The 20,428-nt window shown below is 70.3% G+C and carries 18 protein-coding genes and 1 pseudogene; 6 read left to right on the forward strand and 13 right to left on the reverse strand.

Annotated elements, in window-relative coordinates; translation table 11 throughout:
• Positions 1–95 precede the first annotated feature (95 nt).
• Complete coding sequence (locus ACF09C_RS23625; protein ID WP_362418107.1) at positions 96–848, reverse strand: GntR family transcriptional regulator; 753 nt, start codon at positions 846–848, stop codon at positions 96–98.
• Between the two features lie 225 nt (positions 849–1,073).
• Here ACF09C_RS23625 and ACF09C_RS23630 point away from each other — a divergent pair, with 225 nt between their 5' ends.
• Positions 1,074–2,459 (forward strand): glycoside hydrolase family 18 protein, encoded by a 1,386-nt coding sequence (locus tag ACF09C_RS23630; protein WP_392094002.1) that lies wholly within the window; start codon positions 1,074–1,076, stop codon positions 2,457–2,459.
• Positions 2,460–2,547: 88 nt separating this feature from the next.
• On the opposite strand, the gene ACF09C_RS23635 is transcribed toward ACF09C_RS23630, so the two are convergent.
• A complete protein-coding gene (locus ACF09C_RS23635) occupies positions 2,548–3,666 on the reverse strand; it encodes a DUF4190 domain-containing protein (protein WP_392094003.1) in 1,119 nt (372 codons plus the stop codon).
• 299 nt (positions 3,667–3,965) lie between these two features.
• Between ACF09C_RS23635 and ACF09C_RS23640 the strand changes: the two genes are divergently transcribed.
• On the forward strand, positions 3,966–5,465 hold the full coding sequence (locus ACF09C_RS23640) for a translation initiation factor 2 (RefSeq protein WP_392094004.1): 1,500 nt from the start codon (positions 3,966–3,968) through the stop codon (positions 5,463–5,465).
• 81 nt (positions 5,466–5,546) lie between these two features.
• On the opposite strand, the gene ACF09C_RS23645 is transcribed toward ACF09C_RS23640, so the two are convergent.
• On the reverse strand, positions 5,547–7,121 hold the full coding sequence (locus tag ACF09C_RS23645) for a S8 family serine peptidase (RefSeq protein WP_392094005.1): 1,575 nt from the start codon (positions 7,119–7,121) through the stop codon (positions 5,547–5,549).
• A gap of 178 nt (positions 7,122–7,299) precedes the next feature.
• Here ACF09C_RS23645 and ACF09C_RS23650 point away from each other — a divergent pair, with 178 nt between their 5' ends.
• From ACF09C_RS23650 to ACF09C_RS23665, 4 genes are all read left to right on the forward strand, one after another.
• Positions 7,300–8,427: a threonine synthase gene (locus ACF09C_RS23650; RefSeq protein ID WP_392094006.1), complete on the forward strand. Its 1,128-nt coding sequence runs from the start codon at positions 7,300–7,302 to the stop codon at positions 8,425–8,427.
• 116 nt (positions 8,428–8,543) lie between these two features.
• Positions 8,544–9,185 carry a hypothetical protein gene (locus ACF09C_RS23655; protein ID WP_392094008.1) on the forward strand — a complete coding sequence of 214 codons (642 nt, stop codon included), beginning with the start codon at positions 8,544–8,546 and terminating at the stop codon, positions 9,183–9,185.
• Positions 9,182–10,282 carry a hypothetical protein gene (locus tag ACF09C_RS23660; RefSeq protein WP_392094009.1) on the forward strand — a complete coding sequence of 367 codons (1,101 nt, stop codon included), beginning with the start codon at positions 9,182–9,184 and terminating at the stop codon, positions 10,280–10,282. Before ACF09C_RS23655 ends, ACF09C_RS23660 begins: the two co-directional genes overlap by 4 nt.
• A gap of 28 nt (positions 10,283–10,310) precedes the next feature.
• Entirely contained in the window at positions 10,311–10,694 is a 384-nt protein-coding gene (locus tag ACF09C_RS23665) for a DUF4913 domain-containing protein (protein ID WP_392094011.1), read from the forward strand.
• 18 nt (positions 10,695–10,712) lie between these two features.
• Here ACF09C_RS23665 and ACF09C_RS23670 read toward each other — a convergent pair whose 3' ends face one another.
• The 10 genes and pseudogenes from ACF09C_RS23670 to ACF09C_RS23715 all read right to left on the reverse strand — a co-directional run bounded on the left by ACF09C_RS23670 (position 10,713) and on the right by ACF09C_RS23715 (position 20,421).
• Positions 10,713–11,177, reverse strand: a complete 465-nt coding sequence (locus ACF09C_RS23670; RefSeq protein WP_392094013.1) for a hypothetical protein — start codon at positions 11,175–11,177, stop codon at positions 10,713–10,715.
• Complete coding sequence (locus ACF09C_RS23675) at positions 11,114–11,773, reverse strand: zeta toxin family protein (protein ID WP_392094014.1); 660 nt, start codon at positions 11,771–11,773, stop codon at positions 11,114–11,116. Before ACF09C_RS23675 ends, ACF09C_RS23670 begins: the two co-directional genes overlap by 64 nt.
• Positions 11,774–11,826: 53 nt before the next feature.
• On the reverse strand, positions 11,827–12,072 hold the full coding sequence (locus ACF09C_RS23680; RefSeq protein ID WP_392094016.1) for a hypothetical protein: 246 nt from the start codon (positions 12,070–12,072) through the stop codon (positions 11,827–11,829).
• Between the two features lie 53 nt (positions 12,073–12,125).
• Positions 12,126–12,365, reverse strand: coding sequence for a hypothetical protein (locus tag ACF09C_RS23685; protein ID WP_315891379.1), 240 nt, complete (start codon positions 12,363–12,365; stop codon positions 12,126–12,128).
• Positions 12,366–12,402: 37 nt separating this feature from the next.
• Complete coding sequence (locus tag ACF09C_RS23690) at positions 12,403–13,230, reverse strand: hypothetical protein (protein ID WP_392094372.1); 828 nt, start codon at positions 13,228–13,230, stop codon at positions 12,403–12,405.
• A 261-nt stretch (positions 13,231–13,491) separates the two neighbouring features.
• A pseudogene (locus ACF09C_RS23695) lies at positions 13,492–13,728 on the reverse strand (hypothetical protein); the annotation flags it as partial.
• A gap of 115 nt (positions 13,729–13,843) precedes the next feature.
• Positions 13,844–14,386 carry a hypothetical protein gene (locus tag ACF09C_RS23700; RefSeq protein WP_392094018.1) on the reverse strand — a complete coding sequence of 181 codons (543 nt, stop codon included), beginning with the start codon at positions 14,384–14,386 and terminating at the stop codon, positions 13,844–13,846.
• Positions 14,387–14,481: 95 nt separating this feature from the next.
• Positions 14,482–16,746, reverse strand: a complete 2,265-nt coding sequence (locus tag ACF09C_RS23705; protein ID WP_392094019.1) for a hypothetical protein — start codon at positions 16,744–16,746, stop codon at positions 14,482–14,484.
• A gap of 63 nt (positions 16,747–16,809) precedes the next feature.
• The gene (locus tag ACF09C_RS23710; RefSeq protein ID WP_392094020.1) at positions 16,810–17,370 is read right to left on the reverse strand and encodes a hypothetical protein; all 561 of its coding nucleotides are present in this window, start codon (positions 17,368–17,370) and stop codon (positions 16,810–16,812) included.
• Positions 17,371–17,409: 39 nt separating this feature from the next.
• Positions 17,410–20,421, reverse strand: coding sequence for an ATP-binding protein (locus ACF09C_RS23715; protein WP_392094021.1), 3,012 nt, complete (start codon positions 20,419–20,421; stop codon positions 17,410–17,412).
• Between the last annotated feature and the right edge of the window lie 7 nt (positions 20,422–20,428).

Below are 20,428 nucleotides of genomic sequence, written 5' to 3' on the forward strand. Positions count from 1 at the left end.
GGTCGTCAGGCCTGGCCGGCGGTCACAAGGTCCGGCCGGCGACCCTCAAGTCCAGGCGGTGATCGTCGGGTCCGGCCGACGGTCGTCAGGTCCGGTCAGCGGACCGGTAGGTGGTAGGCGATGCGGTAGCGGTCGGCGGGGACCACCACGTCGGCCGTCTCCACCGCCCGCCCCGAGGCGTAGTACGTCCGCTCGACGACCATCACCACGTGCCCCGGGACTCCGCCGAGCGCGAGGAGCTCCTCCGCGAGCCCCGGACGGGCGCCGACCTCCTCCACCACGTTGTCCACGACCACGTCGATCGCCGCCATCCGCTCCACGACCCCGCAACCGCCGAGCGGCCCCTCCTCGGGCAGCATCACCGGCGTCCGTCCCGTGACGGCGAGCGGCTCCCAGGAGGTGGAGAGCATCATCGGCTCGCCGCCGTCCCGGTACACGTACCGGGTGCGCATCACGCGCTCGCCGGGCTCGATGCCGAGCCGGGCGGCCACCGCGGCACTCGCGTGGTCCTGCTCGCTGCTGGACTCCCAGGTGCCGCGCGCCCCGTCGGCCGCCTGCTCCTGGCGGAAGGGGTTGGCGCCCGACGGCGGCCGGTATCCGGAGCGGGCGATCCGGCGCGGTACCGGCCGCTCCCGGACGTACGTACCCGAACCCGAGCGGCCCTCGACGAGCCCCTCGGCCATCAGCACCTTGCGGGCCTCCAGGGCCACGGTGTCCGAGACCCCGTACTCCTCGCGGATGCGTGCCTGCGAAGGGAGGCGGGTATGCGGCGGAAGCGAGCCGTTGGCGATCTTCTTACGGAGATCGCTCGCCACGCGCAAATAGGCGGGCTGCTCACCGAACGTCACAGGACACTCCCCTCAGGTTGACGGACAGCTACAGACTGACAACCCTCGGTGGCCACCCGCAAGCATGGGCCAGAGTTTCACCCGAAGTGATGATTTACCTTTACGCCTGCGCTTACCGCAGGTATAGCCGCCCGAGACCTTGACGTGAATGGTCCAGACCAATAGCTTCCTGTGCGCACCGCTGAGCACCGCTCCCTTCCGGCACACGCACAGGAAACGAGCCTCATGCGTCGAACAACCCTTGCCCGGCTGACGATCGCCGCCCTCTCCCTCGGCCTCGTGGCCGGCCTCGCCCCCGCCGCCGGCGCCGATCCCGCCCCCGCCTCCTCGCGCGGCGACGCCGACCGCACGTCGCACAACACCGCGTACAACACGGCGTACAAGCGGGTCGGCTACTTCACCCAATGGGGCGTCTACGGACGGAACTTCCAGGTCAAGGACCTGGAGACCAGTGGCGCGGCGGCCAAGCTGTCCCACATCAACTACGCCTTCGGCAACGTGAGTCCGGACGGCAAGTGCTTCACCGGCAACGTCCCCGGCGAGGCCGACGCGTGGGCCGACTACGCGCGCCCGCTCGACGCGGCGAGCTCGGTGGACGGCGTCGCCGACACCGCCGACCAGCCGCTGGCCGGCAACTTCAACCAGTTGCGCGAGCTGAAGGCGAAGCACCCGGGCCTCAAGGTGCTGATCTCGCTGGGCGGTTGGAGCTGGTCCACGCACTTCTCCGACGCGGCCCGCACCCCGGCCTCCCGCAAGGCCCTCGTCGCCTCCTGCATCGACCTGCACATCAAGGGCAACCTGCCCGCCGATGGCGCCCGTGGCGGCGCGGGAGCCGCCGCGGGTCTCTTCGACGGCATCGACCTCGACTGGGAGTGGCCAGGCTCCGCGGGCGACGTCGACACCGTGTTCCGCCCGGAGGACAAGCAGAACTTCACCGCGCTCGTACGGGAGTTCCGCACCCAGCTCGACGCCTACGCGAAGGAGCGGCAGCGGGAGAACGGCGGCAAGCGCAAGCACTACGAGCTGACCGCCTTCGTCCCCACCGCCCCCGCCAAGATCGACGCGGGCTTCGAGGTCCCCAAGATCATGAAGGACTTCGACTTCGTCAACCTCCAGGGCTACGACTTCCACGGCTCCTGGGAGTCGACCACCGCCCAGCAGTCCGCGCTCTTCGCCGCGTCCGGTGACTTCAGCGTCGACCAGACCGTGAACGACTGGCTGCGCCGCGGCGCGCCCGCCCGCAAGCTCGTGGTGGGCATGCCGTTCTACGGGCAGGGCTGGACGGGTGTCTCGGGCGGCGGCAACGGGCTCGGCCGGCCCGCCACCGGCCCCGCCACGGGCACCTGGGCGAACGGCAGCGAGGACTACGAGGCGCTGAAGAAGCTCGCGGACTCGGGGACGTACAAGGTGCACCGGGACTGGCGGAACGGCCACGCCTGGCTCTTCGACGGCACGAACCTGTGGACGTACGACGACCCGTGGGTGCTGGGCACCAAGTCGGCGTACGTGCGGGCGAAGGGGCTCGGCGGGGCGATGTTCTGGTCGCTGGACGGGGACACCCCCGACGGCGAGCTGATCACGGCCGTCGACCGCGTCCTCGGCCGCCGCTAGCCGACACGACGGGGCCGGGACTCCTGGAGGGAGTCCCGGCCCCGTCACGTGTTCCGGCCCGAAGGCCCCGCACGTTCCTGGCGCCGCCTCAGGCCGAGGAGTCGGACGACGGCTCGGACCACGGCGAAGGCGTCGACGCCAGCTTCAGGGTCGCGCGCGCCTGGGCCTCGGAGTCCCAGAAGGTCCCGTCGTACGCCGGGTCGTAGTGCTCCCAGAAAGCGTCCTCGTCGGCGGAGTTCGCCAGCTTGTTCCACTGCTTCGCGGACGCGTCCAGCTCCTTGACGAGCTTGTCGACGTCGGTCGTGGCGGCGGCCGGCCAGGAGTGGTCCTTCAGGCCCCGGCTCGCGGCGGCGACAGCCTCGTGCACCTTCCCCGCCCAGGCCTTGTTCGCGCCCAGGTCCTCGTCGGCGTCGTCCTCCGGCTCCTGGCCCAGGGCGTCGTCGATCCGGTTCATGGTGGTCAGGAAGTGGAGCTGGTCGGCGTCGAGCGTGGTCTTGTCGGAGCGCAGGGACCCCTTCATCGGTTCGCCGCCGTCGATGACGAACGCACAGGTCACCGTGCGGTCGCCGACCCGCCAGCTCTCGCGGCTCGGCATGTAGTAGAAGTCGTAGACCTCCTCGGGGAAGGCCCAGCTGTCGAGCGCGTACGCCTCTCCGATGTCGCCGCAGCGCTTGGTGGCGATGTCGTCGATGGAGGTCTCGCCCGGCCACTTGGTGAAGCCGGTCAGCTTGAAGCCGCCGGTGACCTCGCCCTCGTGCGGCTGCGCGCAGTCGACCACCTCGACGTCCGAGGTCTCCGCCTCCAGCTTGCCGTCGACGTTGTAGCACTGGCCCGTGCGCAGCGAGAACGTGGACTCCGCCCGCGCCGCCTCGTCCAGACCCTCCTGGAAGCCGCGCCGCAGGTCGCCGAAGGCGCCGGAGACGAGGCCGAGGACTATGAGGAGGCAGCTGAGCGAGGACAGGACGATGCCGGAGACGGCGAGCCCCGTGCCCGTCTGGTTCCGCTTCTTGATCTGCGGGAGGGCGATCAGACCGAAGATCAGGCCGAGCGGCGGGAGGCAGCAGACGATGCCGGAGACGAGGGACGCGATGGCCAGCCCGTTGGTGGTGCGCTGCGGCGGCATCCCGTACGGGCCGGGGGCGCCGGCGCCGGGCCCGTAGGGCCCGTACGGGGCGTACGGGCCCGAGGTGTACGGCCCGGGAGCCACGGGAACGGGCGACGGCGCGGCGGTCGTACCCGATGCCTCGGGGGCGGGCCAGCTCTGCCGGGGCGGCTGGGATTCCTCGGCGCGCTGGGAGTTCTGGGGAGGCAGAGGGTCCTGGGGCGACTGAGGATCCTGGGCGGGCGGGGAGCCCTGCGGAGGCTGGGAGCCCTGCGGAGAGTGGGAATCCTGGGGAGGCTGGGAGGGCTCCACGAGTACGGTGCTCCTGTGGCGGCGGGGTGGTACGAACGTGCGATCGGCGGCGCGCGCATCGTACGTGGTCGAGGGGTGGAGGCGGTACACAGGTGACAGCGACAACCGGCGGGGCGACGGACGGGGCGACGGACGCGGGGCCAGGGAGCGCGGCCCTGGAGGGCCTGGCCCTCAACCCGGCCACCACCGTCGACATCCTCCTGCGGCTGCTCGAACCGCCCTACGAGGCCGCCTGGTCGGCGCTCTGCCGGTGGCGACGGGAACTGCCGCCGGAGGTCGTGGACGCGATCGTCGCGCACCCGGCGCCACGCACGCGTGGCGGCCTCGCACGCAACCCCCATGTGCCCGGGGAGACCCGGGGCCGGGTCGTCGACGACGAGCACTGGCTCGTCCGTGCGCTCCTGGCCGACGGGCCCGGGCAGGACGTCTGGCCGCGATACCTCCCGGACCACGTGACCGACCGGATGCTCACGACGTACGACGGGCAGGAACTCCAGTCGCTGCTCTTCTCCCGCCAGGTGCCGTACCGCACGCTCCTCGCGCACGCGGCCCACCCGGTCGCCGAGCTCCGCGCGTACGGCACCGGGATGTGGTCGGCCCTGTCCGAGGAGCGCCGGGCGGCCCTGCTCGCCGACCCCGACCCCGACGTGCGCACCGCCGCCGAGCGCGCGCGGGCCCGGCGGGACGAGAACGACGACGCGGCGGAGATGGAGCGGCGGCTGCGCGCCCTGCCGGGGACCCGGTCGCACGCCCACGGCCACATCCTCGTCAACTGCCGGCTCTCCCGGGCGGTCGTCGACGAGCTGCTCCAGGAGCGCGAGGACGACGACCTGTGGTGCCTCGCGCACAACTACAGCACCCCGCAGGACGTCGTCGCGCACGTCGCCCGCGTCGGCGACGCGAAGGCCCGGGTGGAGGTGGCGCGGCGGGCGGACCTCCCGCGCGAGCTGGTGGACCTCCTCGCGCGCGACCCGGACCCCGACGTCCGTACCGCCGTCTCTGTACGCGCCGAGCTGACCGAGGCCGAACGGGCCGCCGTCGACTACGTCGTCGAGCCGCACGAGGTCGTCGACGTGGGCCCGGACCTGTACCGGGCGCCGCTCGCGCACGCCCGGTCGGCGCACCCCCTGCTGCGCCGCCGCGTCGCCCACAACCCGGAGCTGCCGCCGGAGCTCGTCGCGCTCCTCGCCGCGGACGACGACCCGGGCGTACGGATCGTCCTCGCGCAGCACCACCCGGAGGCGCCGCCGGAGCTGCTCCTGCGCTGCTACCTGGAGTACACGGGAAGGAACCGCGACCGCCTCCTCGGCCTGCCCCGCTTCCCGGTCGCCGGGCTCGGTGCGCGCTTCGGAACCGCCGAGGACCCCGCCGTACGCCTCCTGGCCACGATGGACCCCGATGCGGAGCCGGCCCTCGTCGACGCGCTCACGCGGGACGCCGACGCACGCGTGCGTGCGGGGGCGGCAAGGAACCCGGCGCTTCCGGTCGAGCGGCTTCTTCAACTCCTCGAAGACAAGGAACTGTCGAAGGAGGCGGCGGCGAATCCGGCGCTCCCCAGGGAGACGATGCACGCGCTGCTGGACGCCGTGTGACGAGACGAGGGGGCGGCCGCCGACACCGGCGACCGCCCCCAGGGCCTGTCCACTCACTCAGTGCAGCTGACGCACCTCAGATCAGAACTGAAGCGCCCAGGAGTCGATCTTCCCGGTGTCGATGTTCGCGTTGTCCGTGACGCGCAGCTTCCACGTGCCGTTCGCGACCTCCGAGGAGGCGTTGACCGTGTACGTGGTGTTGATGTTGTCCGAGCTGCCGCCGGTGCCGAAGGCCTTCAGCGTGTACGCGCTGCCGTCGGGGGCGATGAGCTGGACCTGAAGGTCACCGATGTAGGTGTGAACGATGTTCACAGGCACCTGCAGGGCGGCGGGGGCGTTGCCCGTGACGCCGCTGACGGTGACCGGGGACTCGACGGTCGAGTTGTCGGCGATGGCGTAGTCCGCCGTGTTCTCGAACTTCTTGCCGGGCGGCGGGGTGGTGCCGCCGCCACCGACGAAGAGCAGCCGGTTCGGGGAGCCGGTGCCCGGGCTGCCGACGACGTTCGGGGTCGCGGCGCTGGTCAGCGCGGTCGACACCTGAGCCGGGGTGGCCGACGGGTTGTCCGCGAGGTAGACGGCGGCCGCGCCCGCGACGTGCGGGGTGGCCATCGACGTACCGGAGATGGTGTTGGTGGCGGTGTCGTTCGTGTTCCAGGCCGAGGTGATGGAGGAGCCCGGGGCGAAGAGGTCCAGCACCGTGCCGTAGTTGGAGAAGCTGGAGCGGGCGTCGGTGTTGGTCGTGGAGCCGACCGTGATGGCCTCGGTGACCCGCGCCGGCGAGTAGTTGGAGGCGTTGGAGTTGTCGTTGCCCGCGGCCACGGCGTAGGTGACGCCGGAGGCGATCGAGTTGCGCACGGCGGTGTCGAGGGCGGAGTCGATGCCGCCACCGAGGCTCATGTTCGCGACGGCCGGCTTCACGGCGTTCTGGGTGACCCAGTCGATGCCCGCGACGACCTGCGCGGTGGTGCCGGAGCCCTGGTTGTTGAGGACGCGGACGCCGACGATCTTGGCCTTCTTGGCGACACCGTAGGCGTTGCCCGCGACGGTGCCGGCGACGTGCGTGCCGTGGCCGTGGCCGTCCTGGGCGACGTTGTCGTTGTCGATGGCGTCGTAGCCGTTGAAGGCCCGGCCGCCGAAGTCGCTGTGGGAGATCCGCACACCGGTGTCGATGATGTACGCCGTGACGCCCTGGCCCGCGCTGTCCGGGTAGGTGTAGCTCTGGTTCAGCGGAAGGGCCCGCTGGTCGATCCGGTCCAGGCCCCAGGACGGCGGGGAGGGCTGCGTGCCGTCGACCGTGAAGACGCGGTTCTGCACGACGGAGGCAACCGAGGGGTCGGCGGCGAGCTTCTTCGCCTGCGCCTCGGAGAGCTCGACGTTGTAGCCGTTCAGCGCCGCCGTGTACGTCTTCTTGATCTTCGCGCCGTGCTTGGCAGCGACCGCCCGGCCCTTGGAGGTCTCCGCCGGGGCGGAGTCCTTCAGGGTGACGATGTAGCTGTCCGCGATCGTCCCGGGGGCCCCGGCGTTCTGGATGACGCCTTCGGCGGCGGCCTCGGCCGCGGTGGCCGGGAAGGTGGCGGCGGTGCCGAGAGCCAGAGCGGCGACGGCTATGGCGCTGGCCGCGGCGAGTCTGCGCCGCGAATCACGCATCACTGACATGTGAGGGATCCTCCTCATAGGTGGTGCGTTGCTGTGGGGGTATGACAGGCGCATGACAAGACGACGTGAGGTGTCCACGCCGTTTCGTACATCCGGCTGCCGAGCGAAAGATTGACGGATCCATAGGAATCACACAAGAGTCCCGAGCGCCCCGTAACACGTGTGCCACACACCTGCCATGCTCGCGCCCATGGCCGCCTACGTATGTCCGCGATGCCGGGTCAACTCCCCCGCAGACGCCCTCACCTGGTGCTGTCCGCGCTGCCGTGGCCCGTGGGATCTCGATTTCACGAGCGCCCCGGTTTCACTCACGTCCCTTGCGTCACGCGTGAATTCACTGTGGCGTTACAAGGAAGCACTGCCACTGGCGACGGAATCGCCGCGCGTGTCGCTGGGGGAAGGCCGCACTCCGCTCGTCGCCCTGACGGAGGACGTCTCGGCCAAACTGGACTTCCTCATGCCGACGCTGTCCTTCAAGGACCGGGGCGCGGTCATGCTGGCCGAACTGGCCCGCCGGCTCGCGCCGCGCCGGGTCCTCGCGGACAGCAGCGGCAACGCGGGCACGGCGATCGCCGCGTACTGCGCGCGGGCGGGCCTCGACAGCGAGGTGTACGTACCGCAGGCCACGTCCGCGAAGAAGCTGGAACAGATCCGGGCGCACGGAGCCCGCCTGACGCTCGTCCCCGGCGACCGGGAGGCCACGGCGCGGGCGGCCCGCGAGGCCGCCGACGAGCCTGGCGTCTTCTACGCCTCGCACGTATACAACCCGCACTTCCTGCACGGTACGAAGACGTACGTGTACGAACTCTGGGAGGACCTCGGCGGCCGCCTCCCGGACACCCTCGTCGTCCCGGTCGGCAACGGCACGCTCCTGCTGGGCGCGGCCCTGGCGATCGAGGAGCTCCACGGCCACGGCCTCATCGACACCCGCCCGCCCCTGATCGCCGTACAGGCGGCCGCGGTCGCTCCCCTGGCGCGAGCCTTCGAGGCGGGGGCGGAGGACCTCCTGGAGCCCGAGCCGGCCCGGCCGACCCTTGCCGAGGGCATCGCCATCCCGAACCCACCCCGAGCGGCCCAGATCCTCCACGCGGTCCGCGCGACGGGCGGCACGTTCCTGACCGTGACGGAGGACCAACTCCACACCGCCCAACTGGACCTGGCCCGCCGCGGCCTCTTCGTCGAGTCCACAGGCGCCGCCTGCTGGGCAGCGGTCCGCGCGACCCCTCCGCGTCCGGGCCTGACGGTGCTGCCCCTGTGCGGGGCGGGGGCGAAGACGGGGGTGGGGGCGGGGGTGGGGCGGGGGTGAGCCTCAGATCGCCCACGCTGTCCTCGTGCTTGTCCCCATGCTGTCCTCGTGCCGTCATCGTTCGGAAGGATCCCCTCCCTGACCAGGTACGGTCGAGCACACCGAGGACGAAGGAGATGAAGGTGCTGACGGTGACAACCGATCGAACGCCAGGGGACCTTGCGGCCGAGCTGGCGAACATGCGGGCCGTCGACGACTGGCCGTCAGTGTGGTCAGGACCGCCGCAGTCCGGGTCGGGGGAGTTCGACAGGTGGTGCGGGCGCTACGGCTGGGAGCCGCTGACGTTCGACCGGCAGCTGCAGGTGCGGACGACGGGTGGGGGACGGTGGACGTTCTACGACCGGGTGGGCGGGCAATGGGCCCCGCTGGTGAGTCTCAACCATTTCGCCTGGCAGATGAGCGCTGACACCGCCGCGGACAACCCGGCGGTCTTCGGCACCGTGGACCAGACGTGGCCTGCGTATCTCAAGGCCGCCGAAGGCGTGCTCGGCGCTCCCACCTGGACCGGCCCCTGGGATGCCGCCGACTTCCCCGAGCCCCCGCACCCCGGATACTGGAACGACCGCGAGGAGCGTGTGTTCAACCACGAGCCCTACCGGTTCGCCTACTGGGCGCCTGTCGGCGACACCCCGGGACTGCCGTACATCGTGCTGGACCAGACCGTCACATTCGGCACCTGGACTTCCGACACTCCGGGTGGTTCGGCCATCTCGCTCGAGGTGCATCGGCCCGCTGAGTTCCTGGAGACCGGACCGTGACGGAATTCGCTCCGCCGACACCGGCCGAGATAGCGCGTGCGATCGCCCTGGAGCAGGCGTACCAGGAAGGCCGGGACCCTCTCCCCCCGGCAAGGGTCCGGGAAGCGGTCAACCGTCTGTACACGGACTGGCAGGAGGCGGGAGGCAAGGAGAAGTTCACGGATGTGCTGGCCTTCAGCGCCCACGTGGCGGCGGACGAGCCGGCAACCGTCCCGAACCGCGGGGAAGTCCGCGCGCTCTGGTCCTGGAGGTCCCAGCCGGAGGGAGCACCGCATGACGTGGGCCACAGGTTCCTGGCCCAGGCATGTGGTGAGAGCCGGGGGTACCAGGTACTGGAAGACACCCCCGTCGGCCGCAAGCTCGAGTCGTACGAGCTGTGGGACCGCAACGTGCAGAAGGCGATCGTCAAGCGCTTCGGCCTGAAGGAAGAGGACGTCCAGGCGGCTCCGGCGCAGGTCTGGGACGCCGCCTCGGCGGAGTACGCCAACGCCGCGACCGGACAGGTCGCTGTCTTCGCAGCCGAGATCGGTGCCGAATCCATCCTGGGCAGGACCGAGATCCCCAGGATCGTCGGCCCCGAGGGTGTCGGCAGGGAGGCCGTGGGGTTCCCGATCGAGTTTCCCCACCAGGAGCATCTGCCGGCAGAGCTGCACGACCTCATGGCGGACCCTGCCGTTCGGTGCCAACTGCGCAGGGAGGACTACCTGGCGGACAAATCGACCCCTGGGGGGTTCGCCGCCAAGCTCGCCTCCCTCGACGTCCCCGATCACCAGAAGGAGGCACTCACCTCCGCCGTCACTCAGCTGTCGGGGGTCGAGACGTACGAAGAACTGACCGCTCCGTCCGCAGAGCCCAGGCAGCCGGAGGCCAAGGCACCAGAACTGCAGGAGCCCGAGCTCAAGCAGCCGGAGGCCAAGGCACCGGAGGTCAAGGCACCGGAGGTCAAGCAGCCCACGGCGGCGAACGCGTACATGCCCGGTGTGACAATCCCGAGCACCGTCACTGTCCCCGCCCGCCGCGCCACGACCGTAAGCACGCACGGAACGATCAACCCGACGCTTGAGGCCGGCCCCAAGTCCACGGACATCGAGCGGTGACCGCCATCCTCTGCACGAAGGACCACAGATGAGCACGAGCCCCGAAGAGGTGCCGGCGAACGCCGAGGAAGTGGAGTTCTACTTCCCGGACGTCTTCGCCTTCGTCACCGACTACCTCTCCCCGACGATCCGTCGCCGAGTGAACGGCTCCTCCGCCACCTGGTGCCCCCGCTGGTGGGAACACCCCGAGGCCGGGGCGCGGCTCTCCGCGCTCTGGCTGGCCTGGGAGCATCTGCGTCACGACCCGGCCCTGGGCATGTCGACGTGGTGGCTGCACCACGCCGATCCGCACCTGCGGGTGCTCATGGACACGGACATGGGCCCGTTCGCGGCCTGTTCGCCCAAGGTCGGCGGGCACACCGCGTACCCCTTCGAGCCGCTCCCCCTGGAGAAGTACGACCCGCAGGCATAGCGTCGCGCCGGCTTCGGGTCAGAGGCCGAAGCCGGGGCCGCGCCGGGGCGCCGGTCCCGGCGGTGGTGGGGTGGTCGGGGTCGAGACGTCGCGCGGCGGCGGGACGCGGGTGGGGCCGATCGTCACACCGGGCATGAAATGGGCTCCCCTGGCGACCCGCACCGTGGCATCGCCCTGTTCGAAGGAACGGCCCGTGGCCGGCGCGGCGACCTCAGCTGCGGGCTCCGGCGCGAAGTCGCCGCGGTCGGTGGTGATCAGCCCGGTGGCCAACCCCTGCGCGGCGAGCTTCTCGGCGTTCTCCCGGCCTACGGAGTAGCCGCGGCCTGTGCTGCTGGCCTCGTAGAGGCTCTTGATGAACCCCTCGGGCGCCATGCGGCCGCCGTACCAGTCGTCCCCGGCGTCGAACTCCTTGCGACCGGTCAACCAGCGGTCGGCGTTCTGCTCCAGGCACAGTTGCTCGGGCACCTCGACGGACAGCACCACGCGCTGGTCGTAGCCCTCCCTCTGCAGGTCCTTGAGCAGTCGAAGGCCCGCAGGGACTGGTCGTAGAGCAGGTTGTAGCCCTCGCCACGGGCCCACCGCTCGATCAGGTCCTGGACATGGCCCGACTCCCTGTGGACCAGAGAAGCCTTCTCCGACGGAGACAGCGGGCGGCCGTCGGACAGTCGGTCGAGGCCGGCGGGAAGCTCCGGCGCACCTCCCAGTTCGAAGAGTGCCACCTTGAAGTCATCCGGGTCGAGCACGACGTAGTCGTCGAGGCTCATGCCGTGCACGCGCCGCAATTCGTCGCCCAGCGCCGTATCCTGCGCCTCCCACCCCGACATGTTGCGCCGTGCCCTGCCCTTGCCCGACCCGGGCGCACCGCCCGTGAAGAGCACGGCGTGGCCGTTCCGCGGCTTCCCCTGGCACTGCTCCTTGAACCGCTCCATCAGCGCGACGTGCAGACCCTTGCGCTCGGGGGTCCAGACTCCCGCGTCCATGTGGCGGTTCTTGGTGTCGTACTCGCCTGCCACCGCGAGGTCCCCACCGGAGCCCATCCGCTCTTGCAGCTCCTCGTAGAACTGTGCGTTTTCCCCCACCAAGCGCACGTCGCTCCCTTTCCGCCATCTGCCCGAGACCGGAGTTCCTACGGTCAGAACCCACGTCGCTTGAGGATCGGCCGGATCACCTCGATGTCCGCATCGGTCAGGCGACCGAGCCCCCAGGCCTGATTGACGACAGCGAGCGTGTTGTCCTGGTGCGTCGGGGCGGTGTGGGCCGGGTCGAACCACTCCTCCTCGAAGTCCCATGCCGCGATGGTCGCCAGGGCCTCGTCACGGGGAATCTCGCCCGCCGCATAGCGCTCGATGTAGTCACGTAGCGAAGATTTGTCGGTCATGGCTGCCGCTCTCTGTTCCTGGTCGGTGCGGAAACAGCTCGTGATCGGGCTGCTCAGTCCAACGCTTCGGTCGTCCCGTCCGGGTGGATGAGGAGGCGGATCGCGCCGCCGTACCGGTCGTCGGTGATGGAGGCCGGGGCCGGGGCGCCGAACTGCTGGGCGCGCTGCTGGAGGATCGAGATGACGACCTCCTGGATGTCGCCGTACGGCGGCGCGGTGACGGGAACTCCGTCGATCAGGCCCGCGTTGGGAGAGAAGATGCGGACTTCGGCCGCCGGGGGCGTGGGCTGCACGACAGGGGTCCTTTCATGAGTGTGCTCAGTGGTGCGCTCAGGAGTGCGCGGCGAGGGGGTGTTCGGGGTCCATGGTGTATGTACCCCGGGACACGCGCCGCAGCCGCCCGGACTTGACCATGGCGGACAGGACGTTGCTGATCGACTTCGCCGATTCCTGGAAGACCTCGGGGGGCAGCGCCAGCAGCACGTCGCGGGCCGTGAACGGACCGGGGAACGCCGCGACGGCGCGGTCGACGGCCTGGCGCAGGCTCGTGGTGGCCGGGAAGGGACGTACCACCGCGTCGGAGGTGTGGACGGCGCGCAGGCGTGGACGGGTGACGGAGGCGGCGGCAGTCGCCACACCCTCGTACGCCTGTATGCGCGCGCCGAGTTCCCGCAGGGCGGCCCGGAGATCGGTCAGATTCGTGCTCGCGCTCGTGCTCGCGCCCGTACCGCCGACCGTGTCCGCCGCGCCCTGGCCGATGTCGAGGACCGACATGACCGCCTCGATGCGGACGATCGACTCCGACACCCGTCGCAGCAGGGGCTCGAAGAGGTCCTGGCGCAGGGCGGCTATCGGGTCGCTCGTCGCCAGCTCGACGCTGACCGAGCCGACGAGCCCGGTGTCCGCCGGCCGACGGGGCGCGTCGTCGCCGCACTCGGCGCGCCAGGCCTCCAGGCAGCGCCGCACGCGGCGGCACGCCTCCGCCAGCTCGGGCGTCAGTCCCGCGGACGGGGCGTGCGCCAGCATCCCGGCGAGTTGCTCGGTGGCTTCGACCGCGGGGAGGGCGGCGTGCAGCAGGGGCGTGAGGACGGCCTTCTGCACGGCGAGAACGGGATCGTCGAGAGCGAAGGTGATCCGTTCGTCTGCCGGATCCGCCATGGATACCTCTGCTACGTGGTGGGTCTTCTGGGGTGGAATCACGGACCGGGCGCCTGACCGGGCGGGCCTGCGCACGGGCCGGTGACCGAGTGGTGCGAAAGCGTCGAGTACGGCAGCGAGTTCGGCTGCCCGGTGCCGGAGGTCGACGGGCGCGGTCAGGTCACCGTGCGGCGTACCGATGCCGAGCTGTCGGCGGATGAGCCGCCGGTCCTGCTCGGTGGTCCCGGCGAAGTACCCGCCCGGATCGGGGCGGAGTACGACGTCGCGCAGGCACTCCTGACGGAGCGGGCAGGAGGCACAGAGCTGCCGTGCCGCGTGCGCGAGGGCCTGGACGCGACGGCCCTGCAGGGGCAGCTCGGCGGCTGCGACGGGCGGGTTCTCCAGAAGAGGGTGGCGGAAAATGTCCGGTCGGCGCCGGCAGGGCAGGGATGCGGATGCGGTGCCGGCCCCGGTGGATATGGGTGGTGAGGGAAGGGTCCTGCGAGCGGTTGTGACCATGAAAGTGCCCCCCGTGGCAATTTTTGATACCTGGGGACTCTAGAGCAGTGCAAATGGCGACCGCAAAGCTGTTCCAAACTGTAACCGAGTTGCACCATTACTTCTTGACGTGACATCAGGCCCGCTTGCTCTTGGCCTCGGTGTCCGGCGCGGCCCGCCGCAGCACGCGCCGCACGAACCGCCCCGCGGCGGCGCCCCCGCCGCCCCTGAACATGAGCACGGCCACGATCCCGACGAACCCGAGCGGCACGGCGGCCGCGGGCAGGACCGTGCCCACCCCGGCCGCCACCAGCAGCACGGCATCGGCCAGCACGACGGTGATCCCACGCCGCCCGGGATGCTCCTTCACGATCCAGGCCCCGAGCAGCGCCATCCCGGCGAGCGCCCAGTGCCCGAACACGGCCTGCCCACTGAGCAACCCGGACGCCGTCCCTCTCGCGATGTCCCCCACGGCCGCCAGGTACCCGGCGAACGCGGCGGTCACGACCGTCGACCCGAGCGCCAGCAGCAACTGACCGCGCCTGCGGAGCAGGAACACGAGCAGCCCGAGCGCGAGCAGCGCGCAGATGGTGATGAACGAGCTCGCGCTGGACGAGGCCAGGATGAAGAGCGTGTACGCCCCCGCGAGTCCGAGGACGACGCGGGGCAGCAGCTTCACTGCCCACGCGTCACTCTTGTCCTGCCGGAGAAACCGCTTCAGATGATCGGCGACACTCGCGGATCGGGATCGGGATCGTGACATGAGCGGAACTCCTACTCGGGCATCCGGTTGCTTCTACGCTGCTCCGGCGGCAGCTGGGGCGGCTGCGTCTGAGCGGGCGGCTGCACCACGGGCTGCTGCGGCGGCTGGGTCCGGGGCCGCTGCTGCGGTACGGGCTGCTGCGCAGGCTGAGGCGCGGGCTGCTGGGGCGCGGGCGCCGGTGCCGGCGTGGCCGGCGGCGGCGGAGTGGTACTGGTCTGGCTCACCCGGCGGCCACGGGAAGTCTTCTCGGCGCCCCCGGAATCGTCGCCGCCGTTCGGCCCGTTCACGACCTTCTGGTACGAGTCCTCTTGGATCGTCGCCGCCTTGTGGGCGTTCTTCCGCTGCTGGCGCTTGGAGTTGTTCGCCGCGATCCAGCCGCCCTTCTGGAGGCGGCCCTGGTTCCACTTGCTGTCCGCACCGCGGGCGATGGCCCCCGCCCCCTTCGAGGCCGCCTTCCCCGCGACCCGGCCCGAGGCCTTGGTGGCGCCGACGCCCATGCGGCCGGCCGCTCCCAGCACGGGTACGGCCTTCCCCGCGACGGCCCCCGGCATGTCGCCCACACCCAGATCTGCCGCGCCGGCGATCTGGGGGCTGAAGTTCCCCGCGATGAGCTTCTTCAGCATCATCACGACGGCGACGGTGACCAGGAGGAGCATGAGGAGCTGCATGCCCAGGGGAATCCGGGCGGGCAGGATCATCTGGTACAGCACGAGCAGGATGGTCAGGATGACGCCGAAGCCTGCCCTCAGGACGAAACTGTGGATGAACGTCTGCAGCCAGCCCTTGAGCAACTTCTGCTGAGACGGATGGATGCCGAGCGTGGCAACCAGCGGCAGCAGGATGATCAGGATCAGTGTCACGGCGTGCCAGAGCAGGGTGAGGGCGCTGAGCACGATGACCATGATGCCGACGATGAGTCCGGCCACCAGCGAGTAGAACGCGAGGCCAACTCGTCCGCCGGCGTTGTGACCCGCCCACTCGTTGAAGGCGACCGGGTAGATCTCCTGGTCAGGAACGGAGTTGGACCGGTCCGGGTAGCCCCTCCCCTCACCCCCGGCGATGTCCTTGCGGATGGGCACCCACTGCGCGTTCTCCTTGTCGATGTCCTGCGGCTTCTTCCCGTCGGCCGGATACCGGTCGAAGTTGGTCGTCGACTGGGACACGGCTTGCTTGACCCGAAGGTCCACGCAACGTGGCCCCTTGCCGAACTCGCACTCGCCGGCGCCCGGCACCACACAGGCACCGTTCTCGATCTTGCCGCCGCTGTCCTTCCGGAATATGCAGTTCGTGCCGCCCACGCCGAACTGCCCCAGAGCCCAGGGCCGGAAGACCAGGGTGTCGTACATGGCGCAACTCGACGCGCGGAGCCCACGGTTGCGGTTGTTGCCGCCCTCCATGTCGCAGGGCGACTGCGGCTTCCCGGACACGCCCGCCAAGGCGACCTCGGCCACCGCCGCGTTGAACTCGGCGATGCCGGCATCGGCTGTTTCGATGACCTTGTGGTAGTTGCTGTTCTGACCGCCACCGGCGAGAAGGGCGATGACGGCGATGGTCGTCAGAGAGGCCCACGCGACACCGGACCAGACCTCGCGCATCTGCTGCTGACGCCACCTGGTGAACACCCAGAGGCCGGTCAGCGCGATCATGACGGGCACAGCCGGAGTGAGGACGTGGTCCTTCAACGTCGTCACGGCATTGTCGCGACCGGTGTACAGGCCCCGGAGAGGGCTCGGGTTGGAGGCGAGCTCCTTGATGGAGATCGCCGTACGCGAGAGGATCTTCGTCCCGTTGAAGACCATGTTGGCCACGCCGTTGTTGACGAAGTCCATCACCGAGCAGCTGTCGGCGCCGGTACCGGACGGACCGTTGTTGCGCGAGGCGTCACCACGCCCCTTGAACGTCCCCGTCCAGTTCAGCCCCCGCATGCCGTTGATCTCGTAGAACGTGTACTCGGCGGGGCCGCCGGGCATGTCGACGGCGCCGGTGATCAGCCCCCGGGTGTCGTTGACGTCCTCACCCTTCTGGCCCGTGTCCTCCCACTGGTTGACCGCGGGGATGATGGACTCGCCGTTCGCGCCCGGGTTGTCATGGCTGTACATGTCGTCGCCGGTGACCTTGCAGCTGAGATTCAGGTCGATGGCTTGCGCCGTGTTCGGGACGGACAACGTCAGCGCGACCAGCGCGAGAACCAGGAACAGGCCTGCTCTGACGATCCGCCCGGCACCGCGCACCAGGTTGCCCGGCGAACGGGGAACTGTACGGGTTCCGCGTGACATGGCCCTAGGGCGCACGGGTATCGATTTCCTTCCGGGGTCCGGGGTGCCGGGACGGGGGCGTGACTACGCCTTGTGGTTCGTGGTGAAGCAGCCCTTGACCAGACCCTCGTGGGTCTCGAAGCCGCTGGGCACGCTGTCACGGATGCTCTGGTCGCAGGACAGGACGAGCAGACCGTTCTGCACCAGGCTCTGGTCCGTGGAGTCACTCTCGGCGGCGACGGCGAAGTTCTGGCCGATCGTGAAGGTGTCGCTGGTGTTGGCCAGCGACGTCTGGAACTTGGCCATGTCACCGATGAGGAGCAGGGTGACGGGACTGCCGCCGCCGTCATGGCAGGCGGCGCGCTCCTTGATGCCCCAGGCGGGGTCCTTGGCCTCGCTCGCCATGTAGGTCATTCCCTCGCGGCTCGCGCTGAGCTCGTTGCACTCGATGCCGCGCTCCACGAGGGCCTTCTGCACCTCGGCCATCGTGTTCGCCTGGGGAAGCTTGCTCAGCGGACCTTCCGCGCCCGCCGAGCTGCCGCTGCCGCCACTCCCGCCGCCGCTCTCGTCGCTCCCGCACCCCGTCAGCGTCACGAGAGCGGCCAGCGCGACCGCGCCGGTGGCAAGAGTCCTGGTCAGGCGCATGGGTTTCTCCTTGGTCGGTTCGGGGTGGGCCGGGGCGGGTCAGACCGCGGCCGCGGTTTCCTGCGGGGACGTGGGGGTCGGGTCCAGGTCGTTGGTCTCCTGGAGGAACGTCCAGTCCCAGACGCTCAGCGGAGGGTTCACGCCCTGGCGCGACGGGCGGGTCGTGCCGTTCGTGTCCGTGGCCGCGAGGATCTCCCTGAAGACCAGGTCCACCGCCACCGTCCCGACCCGCTTGTCCGCGTCCCGCTGGAGGCAGACACCCGTGCGGAGTTCCTGCAGTGCGGAGACGACCTTCGCGTCCGTCTCCGGGCGGCCGAGCAGCGGCGCCACCAGCGAGGCCTCCTGCGCGGACTTCTGCTTGAACGCGAACACCGTGTGGATCTGGTTCGCGCCACCGCTGCGCGCCTCGGAGTCCTCGATCTGGACCAGGTCGATCGCCTGCTGGGTGATCAGTACCGTCACCGCCAGGTACGAACGGCCCTGCTTCAGCGCCCGCCGCATCAGGTCACGGCCGCTCTCCGTCGCCGTGACGACGTACGCCTCGTCGACGAACAGCGCCTTCGGGCGCAGGCCGATCTCGCCCGTCACCGGATTCTTCTCGTAGCCGACGTCGAGCATCTGGCTGCCGAGCTCGACGACCGCCATCAGCGCGGTCGCCGCGAGCCGCTCGGCCGGGTTCCAGTTGCGCGGGTCGGAGGCCGCCGGCGACTGGAAGCCGCGGAGTGTGATCACCGTGCGGCGCTTGCGCATCGCCGACAGGGTCTGCGGCTTCTCCGCGAACGCCAGTCGCGCGTACGGCAGCGTCCGCAGCTCCGTCAGCAGCATCTGCGCGAGCTTCAGGTCCTTCGCCGCCTCGCGGTCGTTGGTCGCGAGCGCGTGCTCGTACGCCCGGACGACTTCGTCGACGACCTGCCACAACGTCGGGCGCGGCACCTGCTGCTCCGCGTCGCGGGCGCTCAGGCCCTGCTCGGTCGCCTGCCGGATCGCCGAGTTGTACCAGCCGACGACCGTCGCCATCGCCTCGATGACGGGGAGGCGTACGCGCTGGTAGTCCTCGTCGCCGAGGAAGCCGCGCAGCATCGACTCGGCGAGCAGTCGGCCCGACGGGACGTCGCGCGCGATCACCCACGGGTCGAGGACGCCCGCCTGGCCCTTGAGGAGGTCGACGACCTCGGTCTCGGCCCAGAACTCCGGGTTCACCGGCTGGAACCGGCTCTCCGGCGTGCCGAGCACACCGCGCTCCGCGTCCGCCGCGAACTCCGGATCGTTCACCTGGGCGCCGTAGCCCAGGTAGTAGCAGAGCTGCGCGAAGTCGGTCTTCGGGTCGATGACCAGGCAGCGGACGCCCGCCTCGGACTCCTCGTAGAACTTCTGCAGCGCCAGCGAGGACTTTCCACCACCGGACGCGCCGACGATGGCCAGGCCACCGCCGTCGTTACGGGCGGGGCCGACGTGGAGGGAGTAGTGGACGGGCATCTTGCCGGCCCAGCCGACCAGGTTGCCCACCCAGCCGAGCTTCTTGCCCGACCGCTGCTCGGGGTTGTCGCCCAGCTCGGTGCCGGCCGTCGGCAGCCCGGCGCCGAGCTGCTCCACCTCCTGCAGCCGCAGGTACGGTGCGATCGGCAGCTTCGGCGCGTTGCCCGGCAGCTGCGACTGGAGCAGCCGCCACTGCTGACGCGTCGGACGCAGCAGCGTCACCTTCAGGTCCTGCTTGAACTGCATCTCCAGGATGCGGCGGCGCCGCTCCAGCTCCGCCGGGTCGGCCGCGGAGATCGTGAAACGGATCTGCGCCTCCATGCCCGGCATCTTGTGCTCCTCGATGTCGTCGACGAGGTGCTGGGCGCGGGTGACCTGGTGGGCGAGCTTGGTGTCCGGCGAACGGCCCGAGTTGGCCATGTCGTTCATCTCGTCGACGAGGTTGCCGCTGATCTTTCCGGCGCGGTCCTTGAACCTCATGTACGGGATGAGGGTGAAGCGCATGTCGATCTCGACCGGGAACTCGACGTTCTGGGCCGCGTACCGCGCCCACGCCGTCGACTGGCGGAACCGGGTCTCCGTCGGCCAGTTGGCGGCGACCAGCGTCGTCGTGTAGCTGGTGTGCTGCTCGCCGGTGACCTCGTCGTACTGGTGCAGCACGATGTGCGTCTTGCGGTTCTCGCCGGAGAAGTCGACCACCAGGTCGAACTGGTCCGGCCCCCACGAGCGCGAGCCGAGCACCGGCTCGGGCGGCACCGGCAGGTCGCCGTGGAGCGGCTTGCGGATCAGCCAGACCAGCTCCTCGCGGGCCAACGGCGCACCGCCGAGGCTCTCCAGACTCTCGTGCACCTCGCGCGCGACCTGCGTCCACTGGGCCAGCAGCGCCGGCGACAGGTACTCGCCGTGCACACCGGTGGCGGCGGCCGTCGCCTTGTCGGCCGCGCCGGTCAGGCCCCGGGTCAGGGCCAGGTCCTCGACCGGGTCGTCGCCGCCGGGCAGCACACCGCTGCCGTCACCGGAGCCGCGCTTCAGCGAACCCAGCTTGACCAGCAGGATGTTCCGCTCGCGCATCGCCCCGATGCGCTCCTGGTACTCCGCCTTGCGGAAGTTGTACGCCTTGTAGTTCTCGGTCGGGTCCCAGGCGACGGCGTTGAGCTCCTCGGCCCAGCCCATGGCGGTGATCGGCCGGTACACCTTGCGGTAGTGGCACTCGACGTTCCGGTCACCGCGCGCGAGGTTGAGCAGCGCGCGGGCCGGGGCCTCGGCCATGGCCTGCAGCTCGGTGGCGTTGAGGTACTCGTCGATCGAGGTCGGCAGGACGATGCCGGTCCACACCGAGTCGCCGTGCACGAAGATCATGTCGTCGGCGTAGCGGTACGGCAGCCGCATCTCCTCGCGCCGGGCCTGCGCCCGGTCGCCCTGCGACTTCCCGCGGTTGCCGGAGCCGCCCTGGTTCCCGGACTTTCCGTTGCCCTGACCGCCGTTGGCGCCCTTGGTCTTGGAGGAGGAGGCGGCCATGATCATGGCGATCACGAAGAAGGCGACCGCCCCGCCCAGAAGGATCATCATGAACATGGAGGAG

The organism is Streptomyces sp. NPDC014870, from assembly GCF_043081505.1.
Taxonomy (GTDB): domain Bacteria; phylum Actinomycetota; class Actinomycetes; order Streptomycetales; family Streptomycetaceae; genus Streptomyces.

Excerpts from the sequence above, each read along its gene's own strand:
- ACF09C_RS23630 (WP_392094002.1), top strand. The coding sequence starts at position 1,074 with ATGCGTCGAACAACCCTTGCCCGGCTGACGATCGCCGCCCTCTCCCTC.
- ACF09C_RS23645 (WP_392094005.1), bottom strand. The coding sequence starts at position 7,121 with ATGTCAGTGATGCGTGATTCGCGGCGCAGACTCGCCGCGGCCAGCGCC.
- ACF09C_RS23650 (WP_392094006.1), top strand. The coding sequence starts at position 7,300 with ATGCTCGCGCCCATGGCCGCCTACGTATGTCCGCGATGCCGGGTCAAC.
- ACF09C_RS23655 (WP_392094008.1), top strand. The coding sequence starts at position 8,544 with ATGAAGGTGCTGACGGTGACAACCGATCGAACGCCAGGGGACCTTGCG.
- ACF09C_RS23665 (WP_392094011.1), top strand. The coding sequence starts at position 10,311 with ATGAGCACGAGCCCCGAAGAGGTGCCGGCGAACGCCGAGGAAGTGGAG.
- ACF09C_RS23680 (WP_392094016.1), bottom strand. The coding sequence starts at position 12,072 with ATGACCGACAAATCTTCGCTACGTGACTACATCGAGCGCTATGCGGCG.
- ACF09C_RS23690 (WP_392094372.1), bottom strand. The coding sequence starts at position 13,230 with ATGGCGGATCCGGCAGACGAACGGATCACCTTCGCTCTCGACGATCCC.
- ACF09C_RS23705 (WP_392094019.1), bottom strand. The coding sequence starts at position 16,746 with ATGTCACGCGGAACCCGTACAGTTCCCCGTTCGCCGGGCAACCTGGTG.
- ACF09C_RS23710 (WP_392094020.1), bottom strand. The coding sequence starts at position 17,370 with ATGCGCCTGACCAGGACTCTTGCCACCGGCGCGGTCGCGCTGGCCGCT.
- ACF09C_RS23715 (WP_392094021.1), bottom strand. The coding sequence starts at position 20,421 with ATGTTCATGATGATCCTTCTGGGCGGGGCGGTCGCCTTCTTCGTGATC.